A 19,092-nucleotide genomic window follows, 5' to 3' on the forward strand; every position below is an offset into this window, starting at 1 on the left:
GTCCGCCTCCCCAGCAGGGTCCAGATGCAAGCAATGCTAGCAGAAATTGATCGCAGTGCAATCAATGTAGGGTGGGCGAAGCGGCCGCCGTAGGCGGCAGCGTGCCCACCGTCGATCGGCAGGCTCCAGGGTGAGACGGTGGGCACGGCGTCACCGCCATCTCGTACGACGAGACAGCACGGCTGCGCCTTTGCCCACCCTACGAATCTACAGCCTGAGCACCGCGAACAAAATGCCGATGAAGGTCAGCGCGATGACCCACAGCGCGATCGCGCGCCAGCGGCTCTTCTTGCCTTCGGTGCGGCCCATGGCGGCGATGGTCTCGGGCGACAGGCGGAGGCCGTCGCGGGTCATGGTCTCCATGTGCTCGAGCACGGCGGCGGCGCGGGCGGCGAGCACCGGCAGGGTCGCGGTCAGCCGGGCCAGTTCGCCGATTCCGGTGACGGCGCCCTCGATCCGGCCGATCGGCCCGAGATTGCGCTCGATCCATTCTCGCACCACGGGGTCGGCGACCTTCCAGATGTCGAGCTTGGGATCGAAGCCGCGCGCGACGCCCTCGACCACCACCATGGTCTTCTGCAGCAGGATCAGCTCCGGCCGGGTGCGCATGTCGAACAGGCCGGTGACCTCGAGCAGCAGGGTCAAGAGCTTGGCCATCGAGATTTCTTCGGCCGTGCGGTTATGGATCGGCTCGCCGATGGCGCGGATGGCCTGTGCGAAATTCTCCACCGAATGATGCGGCGGCACGTAGCCGGCCTCGAAATGCACTTCGGCGACGCGGCGATAGTCGCGGGTGATGAAGCCGAGCAGGATTTCGGCGAGGAAGCGCCGCTCCTTCATCCCGAGCCGGCCCATGATGCCGAAATCGACCGCAACCAGCCGTCCCTGCTGGTCCAGGAACAGGTTGCCCGGATGCATGTCGGCATGGAAGAAGCCGTCGCGCAGGGCGTGGCGGAGAAAGCTCTGGATCACCTTGCGGCCGACGTCGGGCAGATCGACATTCGCCTCCGCGAGCCGGGCGTGATCGTTCAGCGCGATGCCGTCGATCCACTCCATCGTCAGCACGGTGTTGGCGGTCCGGTCCCAGTCGACCGCGGGCACGCGGAAATCCGGATCGTCCTTGATGTTCTCCGCCATTTCGGAGAGCGCAGCGGCCTCCAGGCGAAGGTCCATCTCCATCGCGACCGAGCGCGACATCGTGTTGATGACCTCGACCAGCCGCAGCCGCCGCGCCTCCGACGAATGCGCCTCGGCCTTTTCGGCGACGAAGAAGAAATCGGAGAGGTCGCGGCGGAAGCGCGCAGCGACGTTCGGTCGAAGCACCTTCACCGCGACCGGACGACGAATGCCGTCGCGCTCGACCTCGCCGCGATGCACCTGCGCGATCGAGGCGGCGGCGACCGGTGGACCGAGATGCGTGAACAGCTGGCTGATCGGGCGTTCGAGCGCGGTGGCGATGACGGCCTCGGCCTCGGCCTGCGGGAACGGCGGCAGCCGGTCCTGCAGCGATTCGAGATCCCGCGCCATGATGACGCCGACGACGTCGGGCCGGGTCGCCAGGAACTGGCCGAGCTTGAGATAGGCCGGTCCCATCCGCTCCAGCGCGCGCGACAATCTTGGCCCGGACTTGGCGCCGGGGCGCTCGATGAGCCGCGCCAGCTTCAGCGCGAGCTGGCCCGGCGGCGGCGCCAGGCTCGGATCGACGGCGCCGAACACGCCCTCGCGCGCGAACACCAGGGCGGCCCGGGCGAGCCGCGTAATGTGGGTGAGTGCGGAGATCACAAACGCCAGCCGGAATGAAGCGCGACGATGCCGCCGGAGAGAGTCTGCCAGGACACGCGGGAGAAGCCGGCCGCCGAGATCATCTCGGCGAAGGCGTTGGGCCGCGGAAACTGGCGGATGGATTCGACGAGGTAGCGGTAGGACTCGGCATCGCCGGTGACGGCGCGGCCGAGCTGCGGGATCACGTTGAAGGAGAACAGGTCATAGAGCTTGTCTAGCCCTGGCATCTCGACGGTGGAGAACTCCAGGCACAGGAAGCGGCCGCCATGCTTGAGCACGCGGAATGCCTCGGCCAGCGCCAGCTCGATCTGCGGCACGTTGCGGATGCCGAAGGCGATCGTATAGGCGTCGAAGGAGCGGTCGGGGAAGGCGAGCTTCTCGGCATTGCCCTCGACGAACGAGACCTTGTCGTCGAGATATTGCTTCAGCGCGCGCTGGCGCCCGACCTCGAGCATGTCGCCGTTGATGTCGCACACGGTCGCATGGAAGCCGGCGCCGGCCTTCCTGGCGGCGCGGAAGGAGATGTCACCGGTGCCGCCGGCCACATCGAGCAGCGCAAACGGCGCATCGCTCTTCGGCGGGTTCAGCATGTTGATCATGATGTCCTTCCAGACGCGGTGCAGTCCGCCCGACATCAGGTCGTTCATCAGGTCGTAGCGCTGTGCCACGCTGTGAAACACTTCGTTCACCAGCGTCTGCTTCTCGCCCAGAGGCACGTCCCTGAAGCCGAAATGAGTGGTTTGGTCCGGCTGATCCATCACCCTTACTCCGATACGGCACCATAGCGCTGATGCGGCCAAGGCGCTATCACGTCAGCCGGACAAGGTGAATGGTCGCGGATGCAAAAGGTGAAATGAGCAGGGATGCCTGAGCTGCCCGAAGTCGAGACCGTCCGGCGCGGGTTGCAGCCGGTCATGGAAGGCGCCGTCATCGTCAAGGCCGAGGCCCGGCGCGGCGATCTCAGGTTTCCGTTTCAGCCCGATTTTGCCAAGCGCCTGCAGGGCCAGACCGTCAGGGGGCTCGGTCGGCGCGCCAAATATCTGCTGGCCGACCTCGGCTCCGGCGACGTGCTCTTGATGCATCTCGGCATGTCCGGCTCGTTCCGGGTGATCAAGCCGGAGCACGAGGAGACGCCGGGCGAGTTTCACTATCCGCGCGGCAAGGACAGCGTGCACGACCATGTCGTGTTTCACATGTCGTCGGGCGCCGACATCGTCTTCAACGATCCGCGCCGCTTCGGCTTCATGAAGATCATCGGCCGCGGCGACATCGAGACCGAGCCGCATCTGAAGGGCCTCGGGCCGGAGCCGCTCGGCAATGAATTCGATGCCGCGATGCTGGCGCGCGCCTGTGCCGGCAAGAAGACCAGCCTGAAGGCCGCGCTGCTCGACCAGCGCGTGGTCGCCGGGCTCGGCAACATCTATGTCTGCGAGGCGCTGTTTCGCGCCCATCTGTCGCCGCGGCGTCTGGCGGCGACGCTGGCAACGAAGAAGGGCGAGCCCACGGATCACGCCACGCGTCTGGTGGAGGCGATCCACGCCGTACTCAACGAGGCGATCCGCGCCGGCGGCTCGTCGCTGCGCGATCACCGCCAGACATCAGGCGAACTCGGCTATTTCCAGCATTCGTTCCAGGTCTATGACCGCGAGGGTGAGCCATGCCGGACGGACGGCTGCAGCGGCGTGGTGAAGCGCTTCGTGCAGAACGGCCGCTCGACCTTCTGGTGCCCGAAGTGCCAGAAGTGATGTCGCGGCCGAGGAGCCGGCACGGCCGGCCATCCCCGGTCTGCTTGTGGCGGACGGGAGTGGGCGTATACTGCCGCCATGGCTGTCAGCTCGCCCGACCTGAAAGCATTTCTGCTCGCGACGCCGTTCTTCGGCGGCCTGCTTGATGCGAGCCTCGATCTGCTGGTCTCGATGCTGGTCGAGCGGCGCTTCGACAAGGGCGCCGTGGTCGTCGCCGAAGGCGAGGCGGGTCGCTCGATGTTCGTCGTGCATAGCGGTACGCTGGAGGTCAGTGAGCGCCTGGAGACGGGTGCCGCGATCCATATGTCGCGTCTCGAGCCCGGGGATTTCTTCGGCGAGATGACCCTGCTCGACATGCAGAACAGATCGGCCACCGTGGTCGCGGAAGCGCCGACCGTGCTGTACGAGCTGACGGCGCAAAAGCTGTATGCCTTCTACAAGGCTGACATCCACGCCTACGTGATCGTGCTGCAGAACATCAATCGCGAGCTGTGCCGCCGCCTGCGTCGCGCCGATGCGCGGATCAAGATGCGGGAGGGTGGGTCGCGGTAGGCGAGCGGGCGGCGAAGCAGTGCGAAGCGTGCTCGATCTACGGCTGGGCTACTCCTTAACCTCGCCCCGCTTGCGGGGAGAGGTCGGATTGCATCGTGAGATGCAATCCGGGTGAGGGGGACAGGTCTCACCACGAACACTTCCCGCGTGTCTGCCCCGCGTCTGCCCCTCACCCCAACCCTCTCCCCGCAAGAGCGGGGCCAGGGAGCGCACCGCCGTCGCGGCAGAAGCTCGGGTCCAACTAACGAGGACTACAATCCCGCCTTCCAGTTGATGCCGTTGTCGGCCCAGGTCGGATACACCCGCGCCACCGGCAGTTTCGCTTCCTCGGTGGGCGGCGTCAGCATGATCGGGAACTCGACCTCGGCGTGCTCGCTCGCGTCCTTCAGTTCGCCCGCGTCGTGCATGACGTGATCGCCTGCAAGCTTGCCGGCGGTCCAGCGCCACAGGCTGCGAATCTCCTGCGCCGATTTGCCGGCCGCATCGAACTCGCTGACGCCGAGACCGGCGGCGAGCGCGTCCTGGTGGTCGTTGCGCATCATGATGAAGGGCTGCGCCAGCACCTCCGCGATGTCGCGTGGCGCGTCGGCGTCGAGCGCAGTCGTCGCATCGGTGACGCGATGGCCGCCGCGGATCGGGGCCTGGTTGAGCACGAAGGCGAACGGCTTGCGCCAGGCGCGCACGATGCTCAAGGTCGGTGCTGTCGCTTCGATGTCGGCGACGCTCGGACGCGCCGGAATGAGGCACAGATCGCAGTGGCGGATCGCGGCCGTCGTGGACGCCGTGATGCCGGCCCCGGTGTCGATCACGCAGACAGTGAAGCCGTCGCGGGCCAGCGCTTCGAGGCGAGGCTCGATCATCTTGGCGTCGTAGCCGGCTTCGACGATCGGCTCGCCCGCGGCGCGGCGCGCCTGCCATTTGGTCAGCGTGCCCTGACGGTCGGTCTCGATCACGCGCACCTTGTGGCCGGCCTGCTGCGCGGCCACGGCCAGACCAATCGCCAGCGTGCTCTTGCCGCTGCCGCCCTTCTGCGTGGCCAAAACGATCGTGTACATCGGGAGACAGTCCTTCGGATGTTGACGGAACTTATGAGAACGCCAAAGCTGAGTGCATCGCGGTTGCGCGGTGCGGAGCTATTCTCGCTCAGGACAGTCCCGGCCCGATCCAACTAACAGAGGGATCGCGGTGGTCCGAATCAGCACGCCGACAAAACTGTTCGAACTATCTCACGCTCGGCCTGTGCCTGCACAGACCGGTTGACTACGGCGGGAGCCGTTCCGAGTTGATAGCAAGGTGCTAGGAAGTTGAGCGGCAGCGAGCCGCGGGCGAGCGATCGGCATCGCCGAGCATCATCCCATGCAGTCGCGATGCTGCACGTCCGATCCCCGCCGGCCGCCGTTGGGCCCTTAATTTTTTCTAAAACGACATGCTTAACATTGCGTAAACGCTGCCGCGCTGCAGTGCACAGCGGCACGATCGCGATGCCGAACCGGTTTGGCGCAGGCTCTACTTCCGCACGCAGATCACGCGCACCGTGGCCGCCTTGGCGTCGAGCGAGGTTCCGTCGGGCTTGACACCATGCGAGGCGAGAAACGCACGCGTCGCATCGGCGCTGACCATCACGACCTGTGTCGATGGGATCAGTGCCGTGCCCGCGAGGACGCCGGGCTTGAGCAAGGTGACGCCGGCGAACTTGCCGTCGCCGTCGAGCGCTGCCGCTCCGGAAAAGCCGAGCCCGGGCGCCGGCGCCAGCGAGGCGTCGCCGGTGCCGTTGGCGGCGAGCTGCGCCTTGACGGTGCTGATCGCGGCACCGCCGCCCTGGCTCTGCGGATCGGCGATGCCGACGATGTCGACCGACGATTTCGCACTGCCGCCCGACAGCGCCAGCGGCTTCAGGCCGCGCCCGCCGTAGATGCGCAGCAGCGCCAGGCCGCGCTCCTTGTCCTCGGCCACGCGCTCGGCATGGCCGAACCCGGGAATGGTGATTGCCACGCAGCCGTCGGTCACCTCGCGATCGGCGATGATGGCGCCGTCCTGGGTGGCGACGATGCCGGTGCCGTAATCGACGCGGCGCCGTGGCGCGGGCTGCGCGGCCAATGTCGACGGGAACGCGGTGAAGGCGCTCGACATCGCGATCACGACCGGCTCGACCGTGTTCTCGGTCGCCTGGTCGTAGAGGATGGTCAGGATGCGCACCTCGTCGCCCCGAAAGGTGCCGCGGATGTAGAACTTCTTCAGGTTCTGCAGGCCCGAGAGCACGAAGAAGTCGGGCTTCACCACGCTGTAGTCGACGGTGCGGCCGGCTTCCTTCTTTTCACGGTCGGCCAGTGCCGCGGTGGTCGGGTTGGCCTCCTTGCGGCGCGACAGCACGACCTGCACGGTACCGGTGGGCGATGTCCATTTCGAGCCGTTGCCGTCGCTGGTCTGCTGCGGCACCAGCTTGGTCGGGATGCCGAGCCGGGCCCCGCTGACCGGCTCGGTCACGAGCTTCCAGCCGACGCCCTCCTGCTTGCGGCGCGCGGTGTCGGCAAGCACGGCGCGCTCCTGCGGGTTCAACACGCCGGTCGGCTTGCCGCCGGATAGCTTCTGGTACTCCTTGATCGCATTGACCATGCGCTCGCTGACGTCGCCGGTGATGGCGCCATTGTATTGGCCAACCCAGGCAAGATCGGATTGCAGCGCAAGCCGCTCGGCCTGGCTCATCGCGTTGGCGGTGTCGGCGGGCGCCTGAACGCCCGGGCGCGCTGGCTGGGTCGCGACCGGCTTGGGCTTGGCGCCGGGCATCGTGGGCGTCTGTGCCTGCACCGACGCGCACGCGGCGATCCCGCAGATGAAGGTTGCCGTGGCCAGCCGTCTCATGACAAATCCCGATGCTCTTGCCGCGCCGCTAAATAAGCACATCTGCTTGGTCGGTCACAATCCGGCGAGGGTTCAGTGCGGAGATCCGCCGTCTTCGCCATGGGCCGGCAATGGGCTGACAGCGATGCGGCGGCGGAAGGACGGTGTAACGATGCTGAGCGACGAAGAAGTGGAGCGCTATGCCCGTCACATCGTGCTGCGCGATGTCGGTGGTCCCGGTCAGGCGGCGCTGAAGCGCGCCGCGGTGCTGGTGGTCGGCGCAGGCGGCCTCGGCGCGCCGGCACTGATGTATCTCGCCGCCGCCGGCGTCGGCACGATCGGCGTGGTCGACGACGACGTCGTATCGCTGTCGAACCTGCAGCGCCAGGTCATCCATGCGACCCCCGACATCGGCAGGCCCAAGGTCGAGAGCGCCGCCGAGCGCATCAATGCGCTCAATCCGCATGTGAGCGTCGTGGCGCATCGAAGCTGGCTCAATGCCGACAACGCGCTCGATCTGATCGGCGGCTATGATCTCGTGCTCGACGGCTCCGACAATTTCGACACGCGCTATCTCGTCTCCGACGCCTGCTTCCTGGCCGAGAAGCCGCTGATCACCGGCGCGCTCGGGACTTTCGATGCGTCGCTGACGACGATCCGCGCGCATGAGCGGAACGAGAAGGGCCAGTTCAATCCGACCTATCGCTGCCTGTTCCCCGAGCCGCCGCCGCCGGGCACGGTGCCGGCCTGCGCGGAAGCCGGCGTCATGGGCGCGCTCGCCGGCATGCTGGGATCGATGATGGCGCTGGAGGCGATCCGGGAGATCGTCGGTTTCGGCGAGGGTCTGGTCGGCCGGCTCTTGATGCTGGACGCGCGCACGATGCGGTTCGAGACGCTGCGCTACGGGCGCGATCCGGCGAACCCGTTGAATGGCGACGGGCCTGTGATTGCGGATTTGAGTGCGCACCGAAAGTGAGGTGTGCGTGAGCCGAGAGGCCGCCACGCATCTAGTTGTCGGTCATGAGTTGAGAGACTCTCGCCTCACTCTCCGCTGTCGTCCCGGACAAGCCGGGGCGACGCGATAGCGTCGGCGCGGCGCCGATCCGGGATCCATACTCCGTGAACGTGATGAGGCGCGCGGAATTGACGGCCTGCCCGTTTCAGACGTCACGCGATATGGGTCCCGGCGTTCGCCGGGACGACGCCGAGGGGCTTGCCCGGTCTCGGCTCACATTCGCTTCCCGCGCTCACTGTCCATGTGGACCAGCTGCGACTCCGGATAGCGTTCGCCTGCCGCGACGCCAATCGGGAAGGCCTTGTCGAGCGCAGCGAGTTGCACTTCGGTGAGCTTGACGCAGAGCGCGCCGAGCGCCTCGTCGAGGCGGTCGCGGCGGCGGGCGCCGACCAGCGGGACGATGTCGTTGCCCTGCGCGGCCACCCAGGCGATCGCGACCTGCGCCGGCGTGGCGCCGACCTCGTCGGCGATGCTGCGCAGCGTGTCCACGAGGGTAAGATTCCGGTCGAGATTGTCGCCCTGGAAACGCGGCGAATGGCCACGGAAATCAGCGGCATTGGCGCGGTCCTTCGACCAGTGGCCGCTGATCAGTCCGCGCGACAGCACGCCGTAGGCGGTGATGCCGATGCCGAGCTCGCGGCAGGTTTGCAGGATGTCGCTCTCGATGCCGCGCGAGATCAGCGAATATTCGATTTGCAGATCCGCGATCGGGTGCACCTTGTGCGCTCGGCGGATCGTCTCGGAACCGACCTCCGACAACCCGATATGCCGGATGTAGCCGGCCTGTTTCAGCTCGGCCATCGTGCCGATGGTCTCCTCGATCGGCACCTTGGGATCGAGCCGCGCCGGGCGATAGATGTCGATGGCGTCGACGCCGAGCCGCTGCAGCGAATAGGACAGGAAGGTCCTGATGGCCTCGGGCCGGCTGTCATAGCCGAGCCAGCTCCTGTCGGGGCCGCGCAGCGCGCCGAACTTCACGGAGATCTGCACGTTGCGCGGACCGGCCGAGGCCAGCGCCTCGCGGATCAGCATCTCGTTGTGGCCCATCCCGTAGAAGTCGCCGGTGTCGAGCAGCGTGATGCCGGCGTCGAGCGCGGCGTGGATGGTGGCGATGCTCTCGGACCGGTCGGTGGGGCCGTAGAAGTCCGACATGCCCATGCAGCCTAGTCCGATGACCGAAACCTCGGGGCCGGTCGAGCCGAGTTGGCGGGTTTGCATGATCAATCTCCTCTTGCTGGCGCAGGCGGCCTGCTGATCCGCCCGGACAACGCGGATATCGGCGGATTTCCGCGGTTCGAAAAGCTGGACAATTCCGAATGGACTGTTCAGCATGCCGAACAATGAGCGAGCCGGACCTCCGTGATCTTCAAGCCTTTGCTGCCGTGGCTCGCAGCGGCAATTTCCGCCGCGCCGCGCGCGAGCAGGGGCTCGCGGCATCCAGCCTGAGCCAGCGGCTCAAGGAGCTGGAGCAGCGGCTCGGCGTCCGGCTGCTCAACCGGACCACGCGAAGCGTCGGCCTGACGCAGGCCGGCGAGGCGCTGCTGGCACGGCTCGAGCCTGCGCTGTCCGAGATCGAAGCGGCGATCCATCAGGTGCGCGGCCAGCAGCAGGTCGCGGCGGGACGCCTGCGCATCAATGCGCCGCCGCCTGCGGTCGATCTGGTGCTGGCGCCGATGGTCGCGCCGTTCCTTCAGGCCTATCCGCTGATCGAGCTCGAGATCGTCGCCGACAGCGGCTTTGTCGACATCGTGCAGGCCGGGTTCGATGCCGGCGTGCGCTATGGCGAGCACCTGGCGCAGGACATGATCGCCGTACCGCTCGGCGAAACGCAGCGCTACGCCATCGTCGCCTCACCGCAATATGTTGCGCAGCATGGCCGTCCCGCGCATCCGCGCGACCTGCTGCAGCATGGCTGCATTCGGACGCGCTTCTCGTCCGGTGCGATGCTGGAATGGGAGTTCGAGAAGGACGGGCAGGTGATCAGGATCGCACCGCCGGCTCGGCTGATCGCGGTCCAGCTCGGTCTGGCCTTCCGTGCCGCCTGTGACGGCGTTGGCTATTGGGCGACCTTCGAAGGACATGTGCGTGATGCGCTGGCGGATGGCCGCCTCGTCAGCGTGCTCAACGATTGGTGTCCGCCGTTCCCCGGGCCGTATCTGTATTATCCGAGCCGACGCCAACCACCGCCGGCGCTGGCAGCGTTCGTGTCTTTCGTCGGCGAGTGGCGGAAGCGGGCGGGCGGCCGGACCGAGCTGTCGTCCCGGCCTTGAGCCGGGATCCACAGCCACCGAACTGAATACGTTATGCGCGATCAGCCGCGTGCCCGTTTTCAGACATCGCGCGGTATGGGTCCTGCGTTCGCAGGGTCGACACCGATTGCTGAGATGGCTGGTCGGCCTACAGCATGCTCGGCAGCACGCGGTCCGGTGGGCGGTGGTTGTCGAGGAAGGTCTTGATGTTGATGATGACCTTCTCGCCCATCTCGACGCGGCCCTCGATCGTGGCCGAGCCCATGTGCGGCAACAGGGTCACCTTGCCGGCTTTGGCGAGCCGCACCAGGCGCGGGTTCACCGCTGGCTCGTGCTCGAACACGTCGAGGCCGGCGCCGGCGATGTCGCCGGCTTCGATCAGCCGCGTCAGCGTCTCCTCGTCGATCACCTCGCCGCGCGCGGTGTTGACGATGTAGGCGTCCTTGCGGATCAGCTTGAGCCGGCGCGCCGACAGGAGATGGAACGTCGCCGGCGTATGCGGGCAGTTGACCGAGATGATGTCCATCCGCGCCAGCATCTGGTCGAGGCTCTCCCAATAGGTGGCGCCGAGCTCGTCGGCGATCACCGGCGCGACCGGTCGGCGGTTGTGATAGTGGATCTGCAGGCCGAAGGCGCGGGCGCGCCGCGCCACCGCCTGGCCGATGCGGCCCATGCCGATGATGCCGAGCCGCTTGCCGCCGATGCGGTGGCCGAGCATCCAGGTCGGCGACCAGCCCGCCCAGTTCTTGCCCTCGGTGAGCACCGAGGCGCCCTCGATCAGCCGCCGCGGCACGGCAAGGATCAGCGCCATGGTCATGTCGGCGGTGTCCTCGGTGAGGACCTTCGGCGTGTTGGTGACGGTGATGCCGCGCGCCACCGCCGCCGCGACGTCGATGTTGTCGACGCCGTTGCCGAAGTTGGCGATCATGCGCAGCTTGCACTCGGGCTGATTGAGAATGTCGGCGCTGATGTGGTCGGTGACCGTCGGAACCAGCACCTCGGCGGTGCGCACGGCATCGGCGAGCTGCTCCTGGCTCATCGGCTCGTCGTCGAGATTGAGCCTGGCGTCGAACAGCTCGCGCATGCGGGTCTCGACCGAGTCCGGCAGCTTGCGTGTCACCACGACGAGGGGCTTTTTCCTACCTGACATGTGCTGCTCTCATGAGATCCTTCAGACCTCATTAACCGGGTTCGCCGAAACTACCGTCGTCGCCTGAGAGCGGCGCTTCCCTGGACTGGTCGTGTCGGATCTCGCAGGTGGGCCGATCCGTCCCTGACAGGGCTTCGCGAGCGATTCTCAGGCGCTTCCTGGTCGCTTGTGTTCGGTCCTGTCTAGCAGAAGGCCGGGCCAAGACAAGAAGCCAACGGCGGGTCGGGACTGGCGCTTTCGGCAAGCCCTCTCCGAGCACGAAGGGGGGCAGCCGGGCGGTTCGATGGGGATCGGGCGAAGGATCGCAACGCAATCCGCTTTGATCGGAGCGCGGGTCGATCCTTTCGAGGGAGAGTAAGTTGAGTAAATCGACGTTGTGGCGTTTGGGTGCTGTCGTGGTGCTGCTGGTCTGTCTGTTCGACGTTGCCGTCGGCAGGGGCCGCGTTGCGGCGAAGGACTCCGTTCTCACCACCAGCGGCCTGCCGGTGCCGCGCTATGTCAGCCTGAAGTCGGATCATGTGAACGTTCGCGCCGGTCCGACCAAGGACAACGACGTGGCCTGGGTCTATACGCGCTCCGGCCTGCCGGTCGAGATCACCGCGGAATATGAGAACTGGCGTCGCGTGCGCGATTCCGAAGGCTCGGAGGGGTGGGTCTATCACTCCTTGCTGTCGGGGCGCCGCACGGCGGTGGTCACGATGAAGAACAAGGACGATCTCGCTCCGATCTATGAGAGCGCCGACGCCACGAGCGGGGTCACCGCGCGGCTGCAGGCCGGCGTCGTCGCGCAAGTGAAGAAATGCGGCAACGGCTGGTGCCACGTGCTCGGCAATGGTTTCGAAGGCTGGATCCAGCAGCAGCGGCTGTGGGGCGTCTACGCCGACGAGCAGGTCAATTGAAAGCCCAGGTCAGCGCCATGCGCTGACCTCTATCCTGACGCACGCCCGACACAAAAATGCCCGCAGCGGCTGCGGGCATGATGCTTCGATGATGATGTTCCGGAGGCTCAACGCTTCTTGCGCAGCCGGACGACCATGTCGATCCGGGCGATCTCGTAACCTTCGGGCGCCTCCGGCAGCTTCGACAATGCCAGATGCTGGTCAGGGATGTCGACCAGCTCGTGGTTGTTCTCGAGATAGAAGTGATGGTGGGCGGTGACGTTGGTATCGAAATAGGTCTTGGTGCCGTCAACGCTGACCTGGCGCAGCAGACCGGCGTCGGTCAGCTGGTTCAGCGTATTATAGACCGTGGCGAGCGAGACCGGAACTTTGGCCAGCGTCGCTTCCTCATAGAGCATTTCGGCGGTCAGATGCCGCGCACCCTTGCCGAACAACAGCCAGCCCAAGGCCATGCGCTGGCGGGTCGGGCGCAGCCCGGCCGCCTGCAGCATCTCGTTGACGTCGTGCCATGGGCAGCCATTGAGTGCCGGCTGCCGGCCGCTCCCGAGATCCGGGTTGCCGCGATCATGACCATTCATCGAGGCGTTGTTGCTGACATCCACTTCAAGCACCGCACAATTCGCTCTCATCCACAACTGATATAGGAAGAAACCCATTCAGATGCAAGCTTATCGCAACTAACGTATCTAGAACGCCCCTAAACTGCATTTGCCGCCCGGTTCGGGCGCGGGCCCCGGTGCTGCGTCGATTTACCTGGATACGCGCATTGACGCCGCAATCCTCTATGTTAGAGAGCGCCCGGACCCGATTTGCCCTGCCATGGTGAGCGCCGGCGGCCGTGATGGCCATGTGCGCGAATCCAGGCGTCGTTAAGCCCGCCGCCGACAGCGGTCATGTTCGCCAGGTGCGATGGCCCAGCCTTCGTGCCGACGCGATGACCGGCCAGCGCGGCGCAGAAGGGGGCGGCGCGCGGGAAGGGTCCATGTCGCGCGGCACAAATTCCACCGGGGATCGTTGAGAAAGGCCACCAAGCATGCTGGATCGGCGCAGCGCATATGAATACGAGGACCTGCTGGCCTGCGGCCGCGGGGAGCTGTTCGGCCCCGGCAATGCGCAACTGCCGCTGCCGCCGATGCTGATGTTCGATCGGATCGTCGAGATCTCCGAGACCGGCGGCGAGTACGGCAAGGGTGTCGTCCGCGCCGAGCTCGACGTGAAGCCGGATCTCTGGTTCTTCGGCTGCCATTTCAAGAATGATCCGGTGATGCCAGGCTGTCTCGGCCTCGATGCGATGTGGCAGATGGTCGGCTTCTACCTCGGCTGGACGGGCGGCGCAGGGCGCGGCCGCGCGCTGGGCCTCGGCGATCTCAAGTTTTCCGGCCAGGTTCTGCCGACCGCGCGCCAGGTTGTGTACAACGTCGACATCAAGCGCGTGATGCGCTCAAAGCTGGTGCTCGGTATTGCCGACGGGTGGCTTTCGATGGATGGCGAGATTATCTATCGCGCCAAGGACCTGAAGGTCGGCCTGTTCAAGCAGGACGCCGCGCCGACTTGAACCGGCAGGCTGCGACCACAGACAGTGCAGCAGGCACGACTGCAACACAACACACGAGCAAGGTGAGGCGGACATCATGAGGCGGGTTGTCATCACGGGCATGGGCATCGTCTCATCGATCGGCAACAACACCCAGGAGGTGCTTGCCAGCCTGTACGAGGCGAAGTCCGGCATCTCCCGTGCTGAGAAATATGCCGAGCTTGGGTTTCGTTCGCAGGTGCAAGGCGCGCCGACGCTGAATCCCGCGGACGTGGTCGACCGCCGCGCCATGCGCTTCCTCGGCGAGGGCGCCGCGTGGAATCACGTCGCCATGGAGCAGGCCATCCTCGATTCCGGGCTGGAGCCGATCGACGTCTCCAACGTCAGAACCGGCATCATCATGGGCTCCGGCGGGCCCTCGACGCGCACGCTGGTGGAGGCGGCCGACATCACCCGCACCAAGGGCCCGAAGCGCGTCGGTCCGTTCGCCGTGCCGAAGGCGATGTCGTCGACGGCATCGGCGACGCTGGCGACCTGGTTCAAGATCAAGGGCGTCAACTACTCGATCTCCTCGGCCTGCGCGACGTCCAATCATTGCATCGGCAATTCCTACGAGATGATCCAGTACGGCAAGCAGGACGTGATGTTCGCCGGCGGCTGCGAGGAGCTCGACTGGACGCTGTCGGTGCTGTTCGACGCGATGGGCGCGATGTCGTCGAAGCACAATGACACGCCCGCGACCGCGTCGCGGCCCTATGACGTCACGCGCGACGGCTTCGTGATCGCCGGCGGCGCCGGCGTCCTCGTGCTGGAAGAGCTTGAGCATGCCAAGGCGCGCGGCGCCAAGATCTACGGCGAGATCGCGGGCTACGGCGCGACCTCGGACGGCTACGACATGGTGGCGCCGTCGGGCGAAGGCGCCGAGCGCTGCATGAAGATGGCGCTGTCGACCGTGAAGACGAAGATCGACTACATCAATCCGCACGCGACCTCGACGCCGGCCGGCGATCCGCCGGAGATCGAGGCCATCCGCAAGGTGTTCGGATCGGGCGAGAAGTGCCCGCCGATCGCCGCCACCAAGGCGCTGACCGGCCACTCGCTCGGCGCCACCGGCGTCCAGGAGGCGATCTATTCGCTGCTGATGATGAAGAACGGCTTCATCTGCGAGAGCGCCAACATCACCGAGCTCGATCCCGCCTTCGCCGACATGCCGATCGTGCGCAAGCGCATCGACAACGCCAAGCTCGGCACCGTGCTGTCGAACTCGTTCGGCTTCGGCGGCACCAACGCGACGCTGGTGTTCAAGCAGCTCGACGCTTAAGATTTCAATAGCACTGGTTTCGTCGGCATCATGGCCGGGCAGCAGCGCGAAGCTCATTCTTCGCACCGATGTCCGGCCATTGGCGTCTCGAAGGCGGAACGATCATCCTGGCTGGGCCGATCCCGGCATGACGAAGGAGAGACATCATGCAGGGTCTGATGAAGGGCAAGCGCGGGCTTGTGATGGGCATCGCTAACGACCATTCGATCGCCTGGGGCATCGCCAAGACGCTGGCTGCGCATGGCGCCGAGATGGCCTTCACCTATCAGGGCGACGCGCTCGGCAAGCGCGTCCGCCCGTTGGCCGACGAGCTCGGCGTCAAGCACGTGCTGTCTTGCGACGTCGAGGACATCGCCAGCGTCGATGGCGTGTTCACTTCGCTGCGCGAAGCCTGGGGCGGGCTCGACTTCATCGTCCACGCCGTCGCTTTCTCGGACAAGAACGAGCTCAAGGGCCGCTATGCCGACACCTCGCGCGAGAATTTCGCGCGCACGATGCTGATCTCCTGCTTCTCCTTCACCGAGATCGCCAAGCGCGCCGCCGAGCTGATGCCGGAGAGCGGCGGCAGCATGATCACCTTGACCTTCGACGGCTCCAACCGCGTGATGCCGAACTACAACGTGATGGGTGTCGCCAAGGCCGCGTTGGAAGCCTCGGTGCGCTATCTTGCCGCCGATTACGGCCGCCGCAGCATCCGCGTCAACGCGATCTCGGCCGGCCCGGTGCGCACGCTGGCGGGCTCGGGCATCGGCGACGCCCGCTTCATGTTCGCGTTCCAGCAGAAGCACTCGCCGCTCGGCCGCGGCGTGACCCTGGAGGAGCTTGGCGGCTCCGCGCTGTATCTGTTGTCGGAGCTGTCCGGTGGCGTCACCGGCGAGATCCACTACGTCGACTCTGGATATAACGTGATCTCGATGCCGCGCCCCGAGGATCTCAAGGCGGACTGACCTCCGCGCGCATCGGCGGTATCGGGGGGCGCGAGACTCCGTCCTCCGATCGACCCAAATTTTCCCAGTTGAAGACAATGTTCCTGAACGGCTAATCAGGAGGCATTGGCGCAACTCTTGCGGTTGGCTGTTGCGATGACGCTGCGATGCATCATGACCGGTGCATCGGCCGCGGCCGTCAGCCAGACGCTCGCGCCGGCAGCAAGACAAGTCGTGGGGGCGATTGATGCTGCGTTCGAAAGTCCGTGTCATCGCTCTCTGCGCGATGACCGGCATCGTGCTTGCGGCAGGGGGCGCAGGGCCGGCGAAGGCGCAATCGAGCGTCTGGGACTCCACGATCTCCAACACCAACTGGTATGTGCCGACGGCGCAACTGCTCGCCTACCTGTCGCCGAAGACGGGCTTCTCCAATCCGGTCCCGATCGGTGACCAGACGTTGTGGACCCTGGGCACCGCGACCAACGGCGCCTTCACCGGCACCAGCGTCGCGCAGCTCAGGATCGGCCCGGCGCTGCTGACGGACACCTCGACCATCCAGGGCTTCGTCACCACCAGCGGCCAGATCACCATGCTGTTCACGCCGACCGGCGGCGGCACTGCGACCGTCGGGCTCGGCTATATGCGCAACGTCAACGGCGTGACCAGCATGGAAATGCAGATGATCACCGGCGACAGCCTGCTGGTGACGCATTGGGCCTACATGCTGCCCTATGATCCCGCGACCTTCACGCCGCCGCCGTCAGCACCGGTGCCGGCCAACTCCGTCCCGCAATGGGCATGGACCGCCGGCACGCCGTGGCGGATCGTCAGTCCGACATTGTTCGGCACGCAGGCGCCGGGCCGCTTCGTCATCACCAACTATCAGAACGGCTATTTCTGGGGCGCGGGCGTCGCGCCGACGGGCAGCACGGCCGGTGGCTTCACCCTGCTCGGCTCGGTCACCCCGGAGGGAAGCGTGCTGTTCAATACGCTGTCGCGTGGCAGCCTGACCAGCCTCTATGGCGCGATGAGCGGCAATGCGTCGAATGCGCAGATGGTCACCTCGACGTATGATCTCACGGGAAGCATGACCGGCGATCTGGCGACGATGTCGCTGATCCAGCCCTATGGCACTGCGCTTCGGTCGGCCGGCGGCCGCGTCGGCCTGGAAGCCGCCGACGTGCTGTACCGGCTGTCGATGACGTCGGCCGGCTGGAGCGGATCGATGGTCTCAGGCTTCGCCGCGCTCGACAACCTCAGCGGCCCCTCGCTCAGCAATGCCGTGAAGCAGACGTTGCCGGTGCTGACCGGGGCGGCGTCGCAGGCAACCTATGTCAGCCAGCAGGCCTTCCGGCAGACGATGACCAACAGGCTCGATGAGGTCAGCAGCACCGGCTGGGCTGCTGGCCGCAATGTCTGGATGCAGCCTCTCGGCGGCACCGCGCAGCAGACAGGACGTGATGGCGTTCCCGGGTATAGTGCCGCCGGCGCGGGTCTGGCGCTCGGCGCCGATGTCGCCGTCTCGTCCCGCGCCATCATCGGCGGCGTTCTTGGCTATTCTCATCACACGATCAGCGGAAGCGACGATGCGGTGCCAAACCGTCTCGGTCTCGCCTCCTATCAGCTCGGGCTCTATGGGGCCTACGCCGTCACTTCTGATGTCACCTTCGACTATCAGCTCGACGGCGGATCGAGCGACAACGGCGAAAGCCGGTCGCTGAGCTTCATGGGCGCGTCGGCCGGCGGCAGCTATCGTTCCTACAACGGCCACGCCGGTGCGGGCATCAAGACCCGCATTCCGCTGCAAGACGACCTCGCGCTCGTTCCTGCACTGCGCCTGGACTACGGCACGGTTCGCAGCGGCTCCTATCGGGAAAGCGGTGCCGGCGGTTTCAGCCTCGACGTCGATCCTCAGGTCTATCAGGAATTCGTGACGACGGCGCAGCTGAAAGCGGTCTATGCGCCGACAACGCAGGTTCGTCTGATCAGCGATATCGGCGTCGGCTACAACGCGCTGAACCAGGCATTGCAGATCGGCGCCGCCTTCTCCGGCGGCGGCGACGGCTTCGTCACCCGTGGCCTCGGCCTGTCGCCCTGGGTCTACTCGGCGGGGCTTGGTCTTGTCGCTGCGGGCAACGATCGCCTCGACCTCAGCGTTCGCTACGGTATCAACGCGACGCCGTCCGGCCTCGTCCAGCAGTCAGGCCATGTGGTGCTGAAGATCAGGCTGTGACGCGCCGAGCTGATGGTTCTATTCGCGCCCGAAATAGGCCGGCAGGCGCTGGTCGAGCCGGAACTTGAGCATCGAGCGCGCCATGTCACGCAGCACGTTGTTGTTCGCGGCATCCGGCGGCGAGGCGGGAAATGCGGAGTTGTCGACGTCGCCGGCATGAGACGGCGGTCCGACGCCGGACGTCAGCCGTGAGAGCAGCGCCTTGGAACTCGTGGCAGGCTCGCGCGTCTCGAATGTCGCGCCGTCATAGAGCTGGATATCGATCATGATGAAGACGTGGCTGATCCGGCCAAATCCCTCGCCCCGGTTGATGACGCCGACGCCGGTGACCTCGTCGTTCGTCGAGGGTTCGCTGTCGGTCCGGCGGGTGATCACGAGGTAACGAGCGCACCCCGCCGAACCGGCCACCCTCCTGACGATGGGTGTGAGCTTCCCGTTCTCGGCCTTGACCGGGGGCGACTGATAGAACGAATCGAATGCTCCTTTGGGGACGCTGATGCGGCGGATCCCGGCATCACCCTGGGCTGCCTTCACGCGCGCGTAGACGAGATCGTCGAAACCCCAGGAGACCGGCACTTCGGCGTACTCGTTGCCCAGACGGGTCATGCCGTTCTTCTGCACCGTGAAGACATCGCCGAGCGCTGAGATCACCCCGAGCTCGCACGGTCCGCCCTCGCGGACGGCCCTTGCCGGCTTGGCGGCCTTGGCAACGCCGGCCGCCGGCTTTGCCGCAGGCTTGGCGCTCAGCGGCGCAGGTGACGATTGCGCCAGGGCGTTGGTGTCCGACCAGAGCACGGCAATGAGCAGCGGCGCGAGCAGGCGTGAAATCGTCACTGGGAAAACTCGTG

The 19,092-nt window shown here is 66.1% G+C and carries 17 protein-coding genes; 9 read left to right on the forward strand and 8 right to left on the reverse strand.

Translation table 11 applies throughout. The features are described 5' to 3' along the window. Positions 1-207 precede the first annotated feature (207 nt). Both ubiB and ubiE read right to left on the reverse strand, forming a co-directional pair. Positions 208-1,782: a 2-polyprenylphenol 6-hydroxylase gene (gene ubiB, locus ACQR1H_RS20750; protein ID WP_316179009.1), complete on the reverse strand. Its 1,575-nt coding sequence runs from the start codon at positions 1,780-1,782 to the stop codon at positions 208-210. Next, the gene (ubiE, locus tag ACQR1H_RS20755) at positions 1,779-2,540 is read right to left on the reverse strand and encodes a bifunctional demethylmenaquinone methyltransferase/2-methoxy-6-polyprenyl-1,4-benzoquinol methylase UbiE (protein ID WP_316179011.1); all 762 of its coding nucleotides are present in this window, start codon (positions 2,538-2,540) and stop codon (positions 1,779-1,781) included. Before ubiE ends, ubiB begins: the two co-directional genes overlap by 4 nt. A gap of 105 nt (positions 2,541-2,645) precedes the next feature. Between ubiE and mutM the strand changes: the two genes are divergently transcribed. Next, complete coding sequence (gene mutM, locus ACQR1H_RS20760) at positions 2,646-3,527, forward strand: bifunctional DNA-formamidopyrimidine glycosylase/DNA-(apurinic or apyrimidinic site) lyase (protein ID WP_316179012.1); 882 nt, start codon at positions 2,646-2,648, stop codon at positions 3,525-3,527. A gap of 78 nt (positions 3,528-3,605) precedes the next feature. Further along, positions 3,606-4,079 carry a cyclic nucleotide-binding domain-containing protein gene (locus ACQR1H_RS20765; RefSeq protein WP_315803949.1) on the forward strand — a complete coding sequence of 158 codons (474 nt, stop codon included), beginning with the start codon at positions 3,606-3,608 and terminating at the stop codon, positions 4,077-4,079. A gap of 251 nt (positions 4,080-4,330) precedes the next feature. On the opposite strand, the gene ACQR1H_RS20770 is transcribed toward ACQR1H_RS20765, so the two are convergent. Both ACQR1H_RS20770 and ACQR1H_RS20775 read right to left on the reverse strand, forming a co-directional pair. Beyond that, positions 4,331-5,134, reverse strand: coding sequence for a ParA family protein (locus ACQR1H_RS20770; RefSeq protein ID WP_316179014.1), 804 nt, complete (start codon positions 5,132-5,134; stop codon positions 4,331-4,333). 451 nt (positions 5,135-5,585) lie between these two features. Further along, on the reverse strand, positions 5,586-6,938 hold the full coding sequence (locus tag ACQR1H_RS20775) for a peptidoglycan-binding protein (protein WP_316215373.1): 1,353 nt from the start codon (positions 6,936-6,938) through the stop codon (positions 5,586-5,588). A gap of 151 nt (positions 6,939-7,089) precedes the next feature. On the opposite strand from ACQR1H_RS20775, the gene ACQR1H_RS20780 reads away from it, so the two are divergent. Continuing rightward, on the forward strand, positions 7,090-7,893 hold the full coding sequence (locus tag ACQR1H_RS20780; RefSeq protein WP_315803981.1) for a HesA/MoeB/ThiF family protein: 804 nt from the start codon (positions 7,090-7,092) through the stop codon (positions 7,891-7,893). A 252-nt stretch (positions 7,894-8,145) separates the two neighbouring features. Here ACQR1H_RS20780 and ACQR1H_RS20785 read toward each other — a convergent pair whose 3' ends face one another. Next, on the reverse strand, positions 8,146-9,150 hold the full coding sequence (locus ACQR1H_RS20785; RefSeq protein WP_316179020.1) for an aldo/keto reductase: 1,005 nt from the start codon (positions 9,148-9,150) through the stop codon (positions 8,146-8,148). Positions 9,151-9,272: 122 nt separating this feature from the next. On the opposite strand from ACQR1H_RS20785, the gene ACQR1H_RS20790 reads away from it, so the two are divergent. Beyond that, the gene (locus ACQR1H_RS20790) at positions 9,273-10,202 is read left to right on the forward strand and encodes a LysR family transcriptional regulator (RefSeq protein WP_315803945.1); all 930 of its coding nucleotides are present in this window, start codon (positions 9,273-9,275) and stop codon (positions 10,200-10,202) included. A 127-nt stretch (positions 10,203-10,329) separates the two neighbouring features. On the opposite strand, the gene ACQR1H_RS20795 is transcribed toward ACQR1H_RS20790, so the two are convergent. Beyond that, positions 10,330-11,331 (reverse strand): 2-hydroxyacid dehydrogenase, encoded by a 1,002-nt coding sequence (locus tag ACQR1H_RS20795; protein WP_315803944.1) that lies wholly within the window; start codon positions 11,329-11,331, stop codon positions 10,330-10,332. 413 nt (positions 11,332-11,744) lie between these two features. On the opposite strand from ACQR1H_RS20795, the gene ACQR1H_RS20800 reads away from it, so the two are divergent. After that, positions 11,745-12,230, forward strand: a complete 486-nt coding sequence (locus tag ACQR1H_RS20800) for an SH3 domain-containing protein (protein ID WP_315803980.1) — start codon at positions 11,745-11,747, stop codon at positions 12,228-12,230. 107 nt (positions 12,231-12,337) lie between these two features. Here the strand turns inward: ACQR1H_RS20800 and irrA are convergent, their stop codons facing one another. Continuing rightward, a complete protein-coding gene (gene irrA / locus ACQR1H_RS20805) occupies positions 12,338-12,808 on the reverse strand; it encodes an iron response transcriptional regulator IrrA (protein WP_315803979.1) in 471 nt (156 codons plus the stop codon). Between the two features lie 455 nt (positions 12,809-13,263). On the opposite strand from irrA, the gene fabA reads away from it, so the two are divergent. The 4 genes from fabA (at position 13,264) to ACQR1H_RS20825 (ending at position 18,244) form a co-directional block, all read left to right on the forward strand. Further along, the gene (fabA, locus tag ACQR1H_RS20810) at positions 13,264-13,785 is read left to right on the forward strand and encodes a 3-hydroxyacyl-[acyl-carrier-protein] dehydratase FabA (protein ID WP_315803943.1); all 522 of its coding nucleotides are present in this window, start codon (positions 13,264-13,266) and stop codon (positions 13,783-13,785) included. A 76-nt stretch (positions 13,786-13,861) separates the two neighbouring features. Then, a complete protein-coding gene (gene fabB, locus ACQR1H_RS20815) occupies positions 13,862-15,085 on the forward strand; it encodes a beta-ketoacyl-ACP synthase I (RefSeq protein ID WP_434908122.1) in 1,224 nt (407 codons plus the stop codon). Positions 15,086-15,231: 146 nt separating this feature from the next. After that, positions 15,232-16,032 (forward strand): enoyl-ACP reductase FabI, encoded by an 801-nt coding sequence (fabI, locus tag ACQR1H_RS20820; RefSeq protein WP_434908123.1) that lies wholly within the window; start codon positions 15,232-15,234, stop codon positions 16,030-16,032. Between the two features lie 226 nt (positions 16,033-16,258). Beyond that, complete coding sequence (locus tag ACQR1H_RS20825) at positions 16,259-18,244, forward strand: autotransporter outer membrane beta-barrel domain-containing protein (RefSeq protein ID WP_434908124.1); 1,986 nt, start codon at positions 16,259-16,261, stop codon at positions 18,242-18,244. Between the two features lie 18 nt (positions 18,245-18,262). Here ACQR1H_RS20825 and ACQR1H_RS20830 read toward each other — a convergent pair whose 3' ends face one another. After that, complete coding sequence (locus tag ACQR1H_RS20830) at positions 18,263-19,078, reverse strand: hypothetical protein (RefSeq protein ID WP_434908125.1); 816 nt, start codon at positions 19,076-19,078, stop codon at positions 18,263-18,265. Positions 19,079-19,092: the final 14 nt, after the last annotated feature.

Origin of the sequence: Bradyrhizobium sp. HKCCYLRH2015 (genome assembly GCF_051168215.1) — a bacterium.
Classification (GTDB): Bacteria; Pseudomonadota; Alphaproteobacteria; order Rhizobiales; family Xanthobacteraceae; genus Bradyrhizobium.

Coding starts and splice junctions, on each gene's coding strand:
- ubiE (WP_316179011.1), bottom strand. CDS start 2,540: ATGGATCAGCCGGACCAAACCACTCATTTCGGCTTCAGGGACGTGCCT.
- mutM (WP_316179012.1), top strand. CDS start 2,646: ATGCCTGAGCTGCCCGAAGTCGAGACCGTCCGGCGCGGGTTGCAGCCG.
- ACQR1H_RS20765 (WP_315803949.1), top strand. CDS start 3,606: ATGGCTGTCAGCTCGCCCGACCTGAAAGCATTTCTGCTCGCGACGCCG.
- ACQR1H_RS20770 (WP_316179014.1), bottom strand. CDS start 5,134: ATGTACACGATCGTTTTGGCCACGCAGAAGGGCGGCAGCGGCAAGAGC.
- ACQR1H_RS20775 (WP_316215373.1), bottom strand. CDS start 6,938: ATGAGACGGCTGGCCACGGCAACCTTCATCTGCGGGATCGCCGCGTGC.
- ACQR1H_RS20780 (WP_315803981.1), top strand. CDS start 7,090: ATGCTGAGCGACGAAGAAGTGGAGCGCTATGCCCGTCACATCGTGCTG.
- ACQR1H_RS20785 (WP_316179020.1), bottom strand. CDS start 9,150: ATGCAAACCCGCCAACTCGGCTCGACCGGCCCCGAGGTTTCGGTCATC.
- ACQR1H_RS20790 (WP_315803945.1), top strand. CDS start 9,273: ATGAGCGAGCCGGACCTCCGTGATCTTCAAGCCTTTGCTGCCGTGGCT.
- ACQR1H_RS20795 (WP_315803944.1), bottom strand. CDS start 11,331: ATGTCAGGTAGGAAAAAGCCCCTCGTCGTGGTGACACGCAAGCTGCCG.
- irrA (WP_315803979.1), bottom strand. CDS start 12,808: ATGAATGGTCATGATCGCGGCAACCCGGATCTCGGGAGCGGCCGGCAG.
- fabA (WP_315803943.1), top strand. CDS start 13,264: ATGCTGGATCGGCGCAGCGCATATGAATACGAGGACCTGCTGGCCTGC.
- fabB (WP_434908122.1), top strand. CDS start 13,862: ATGAGGCGGGTTGTCATCACGGGCATGGGCATCGTCTCATCGATCGGC.
- fabI (WP_434908123.1), top strand. CDS start 15,232: ATGCAGGGTCTGATGAAGGGCAAGCGCGGGCTTGTGATGGGCATCGCT.
- ACQR1H_RS20825 (WP_434908124.1), top strand. CDS start 16,259: ATGCTGCGTTCGAAAGTCCGTGTCATCGCTCTCTGCGCGATGACCGGC.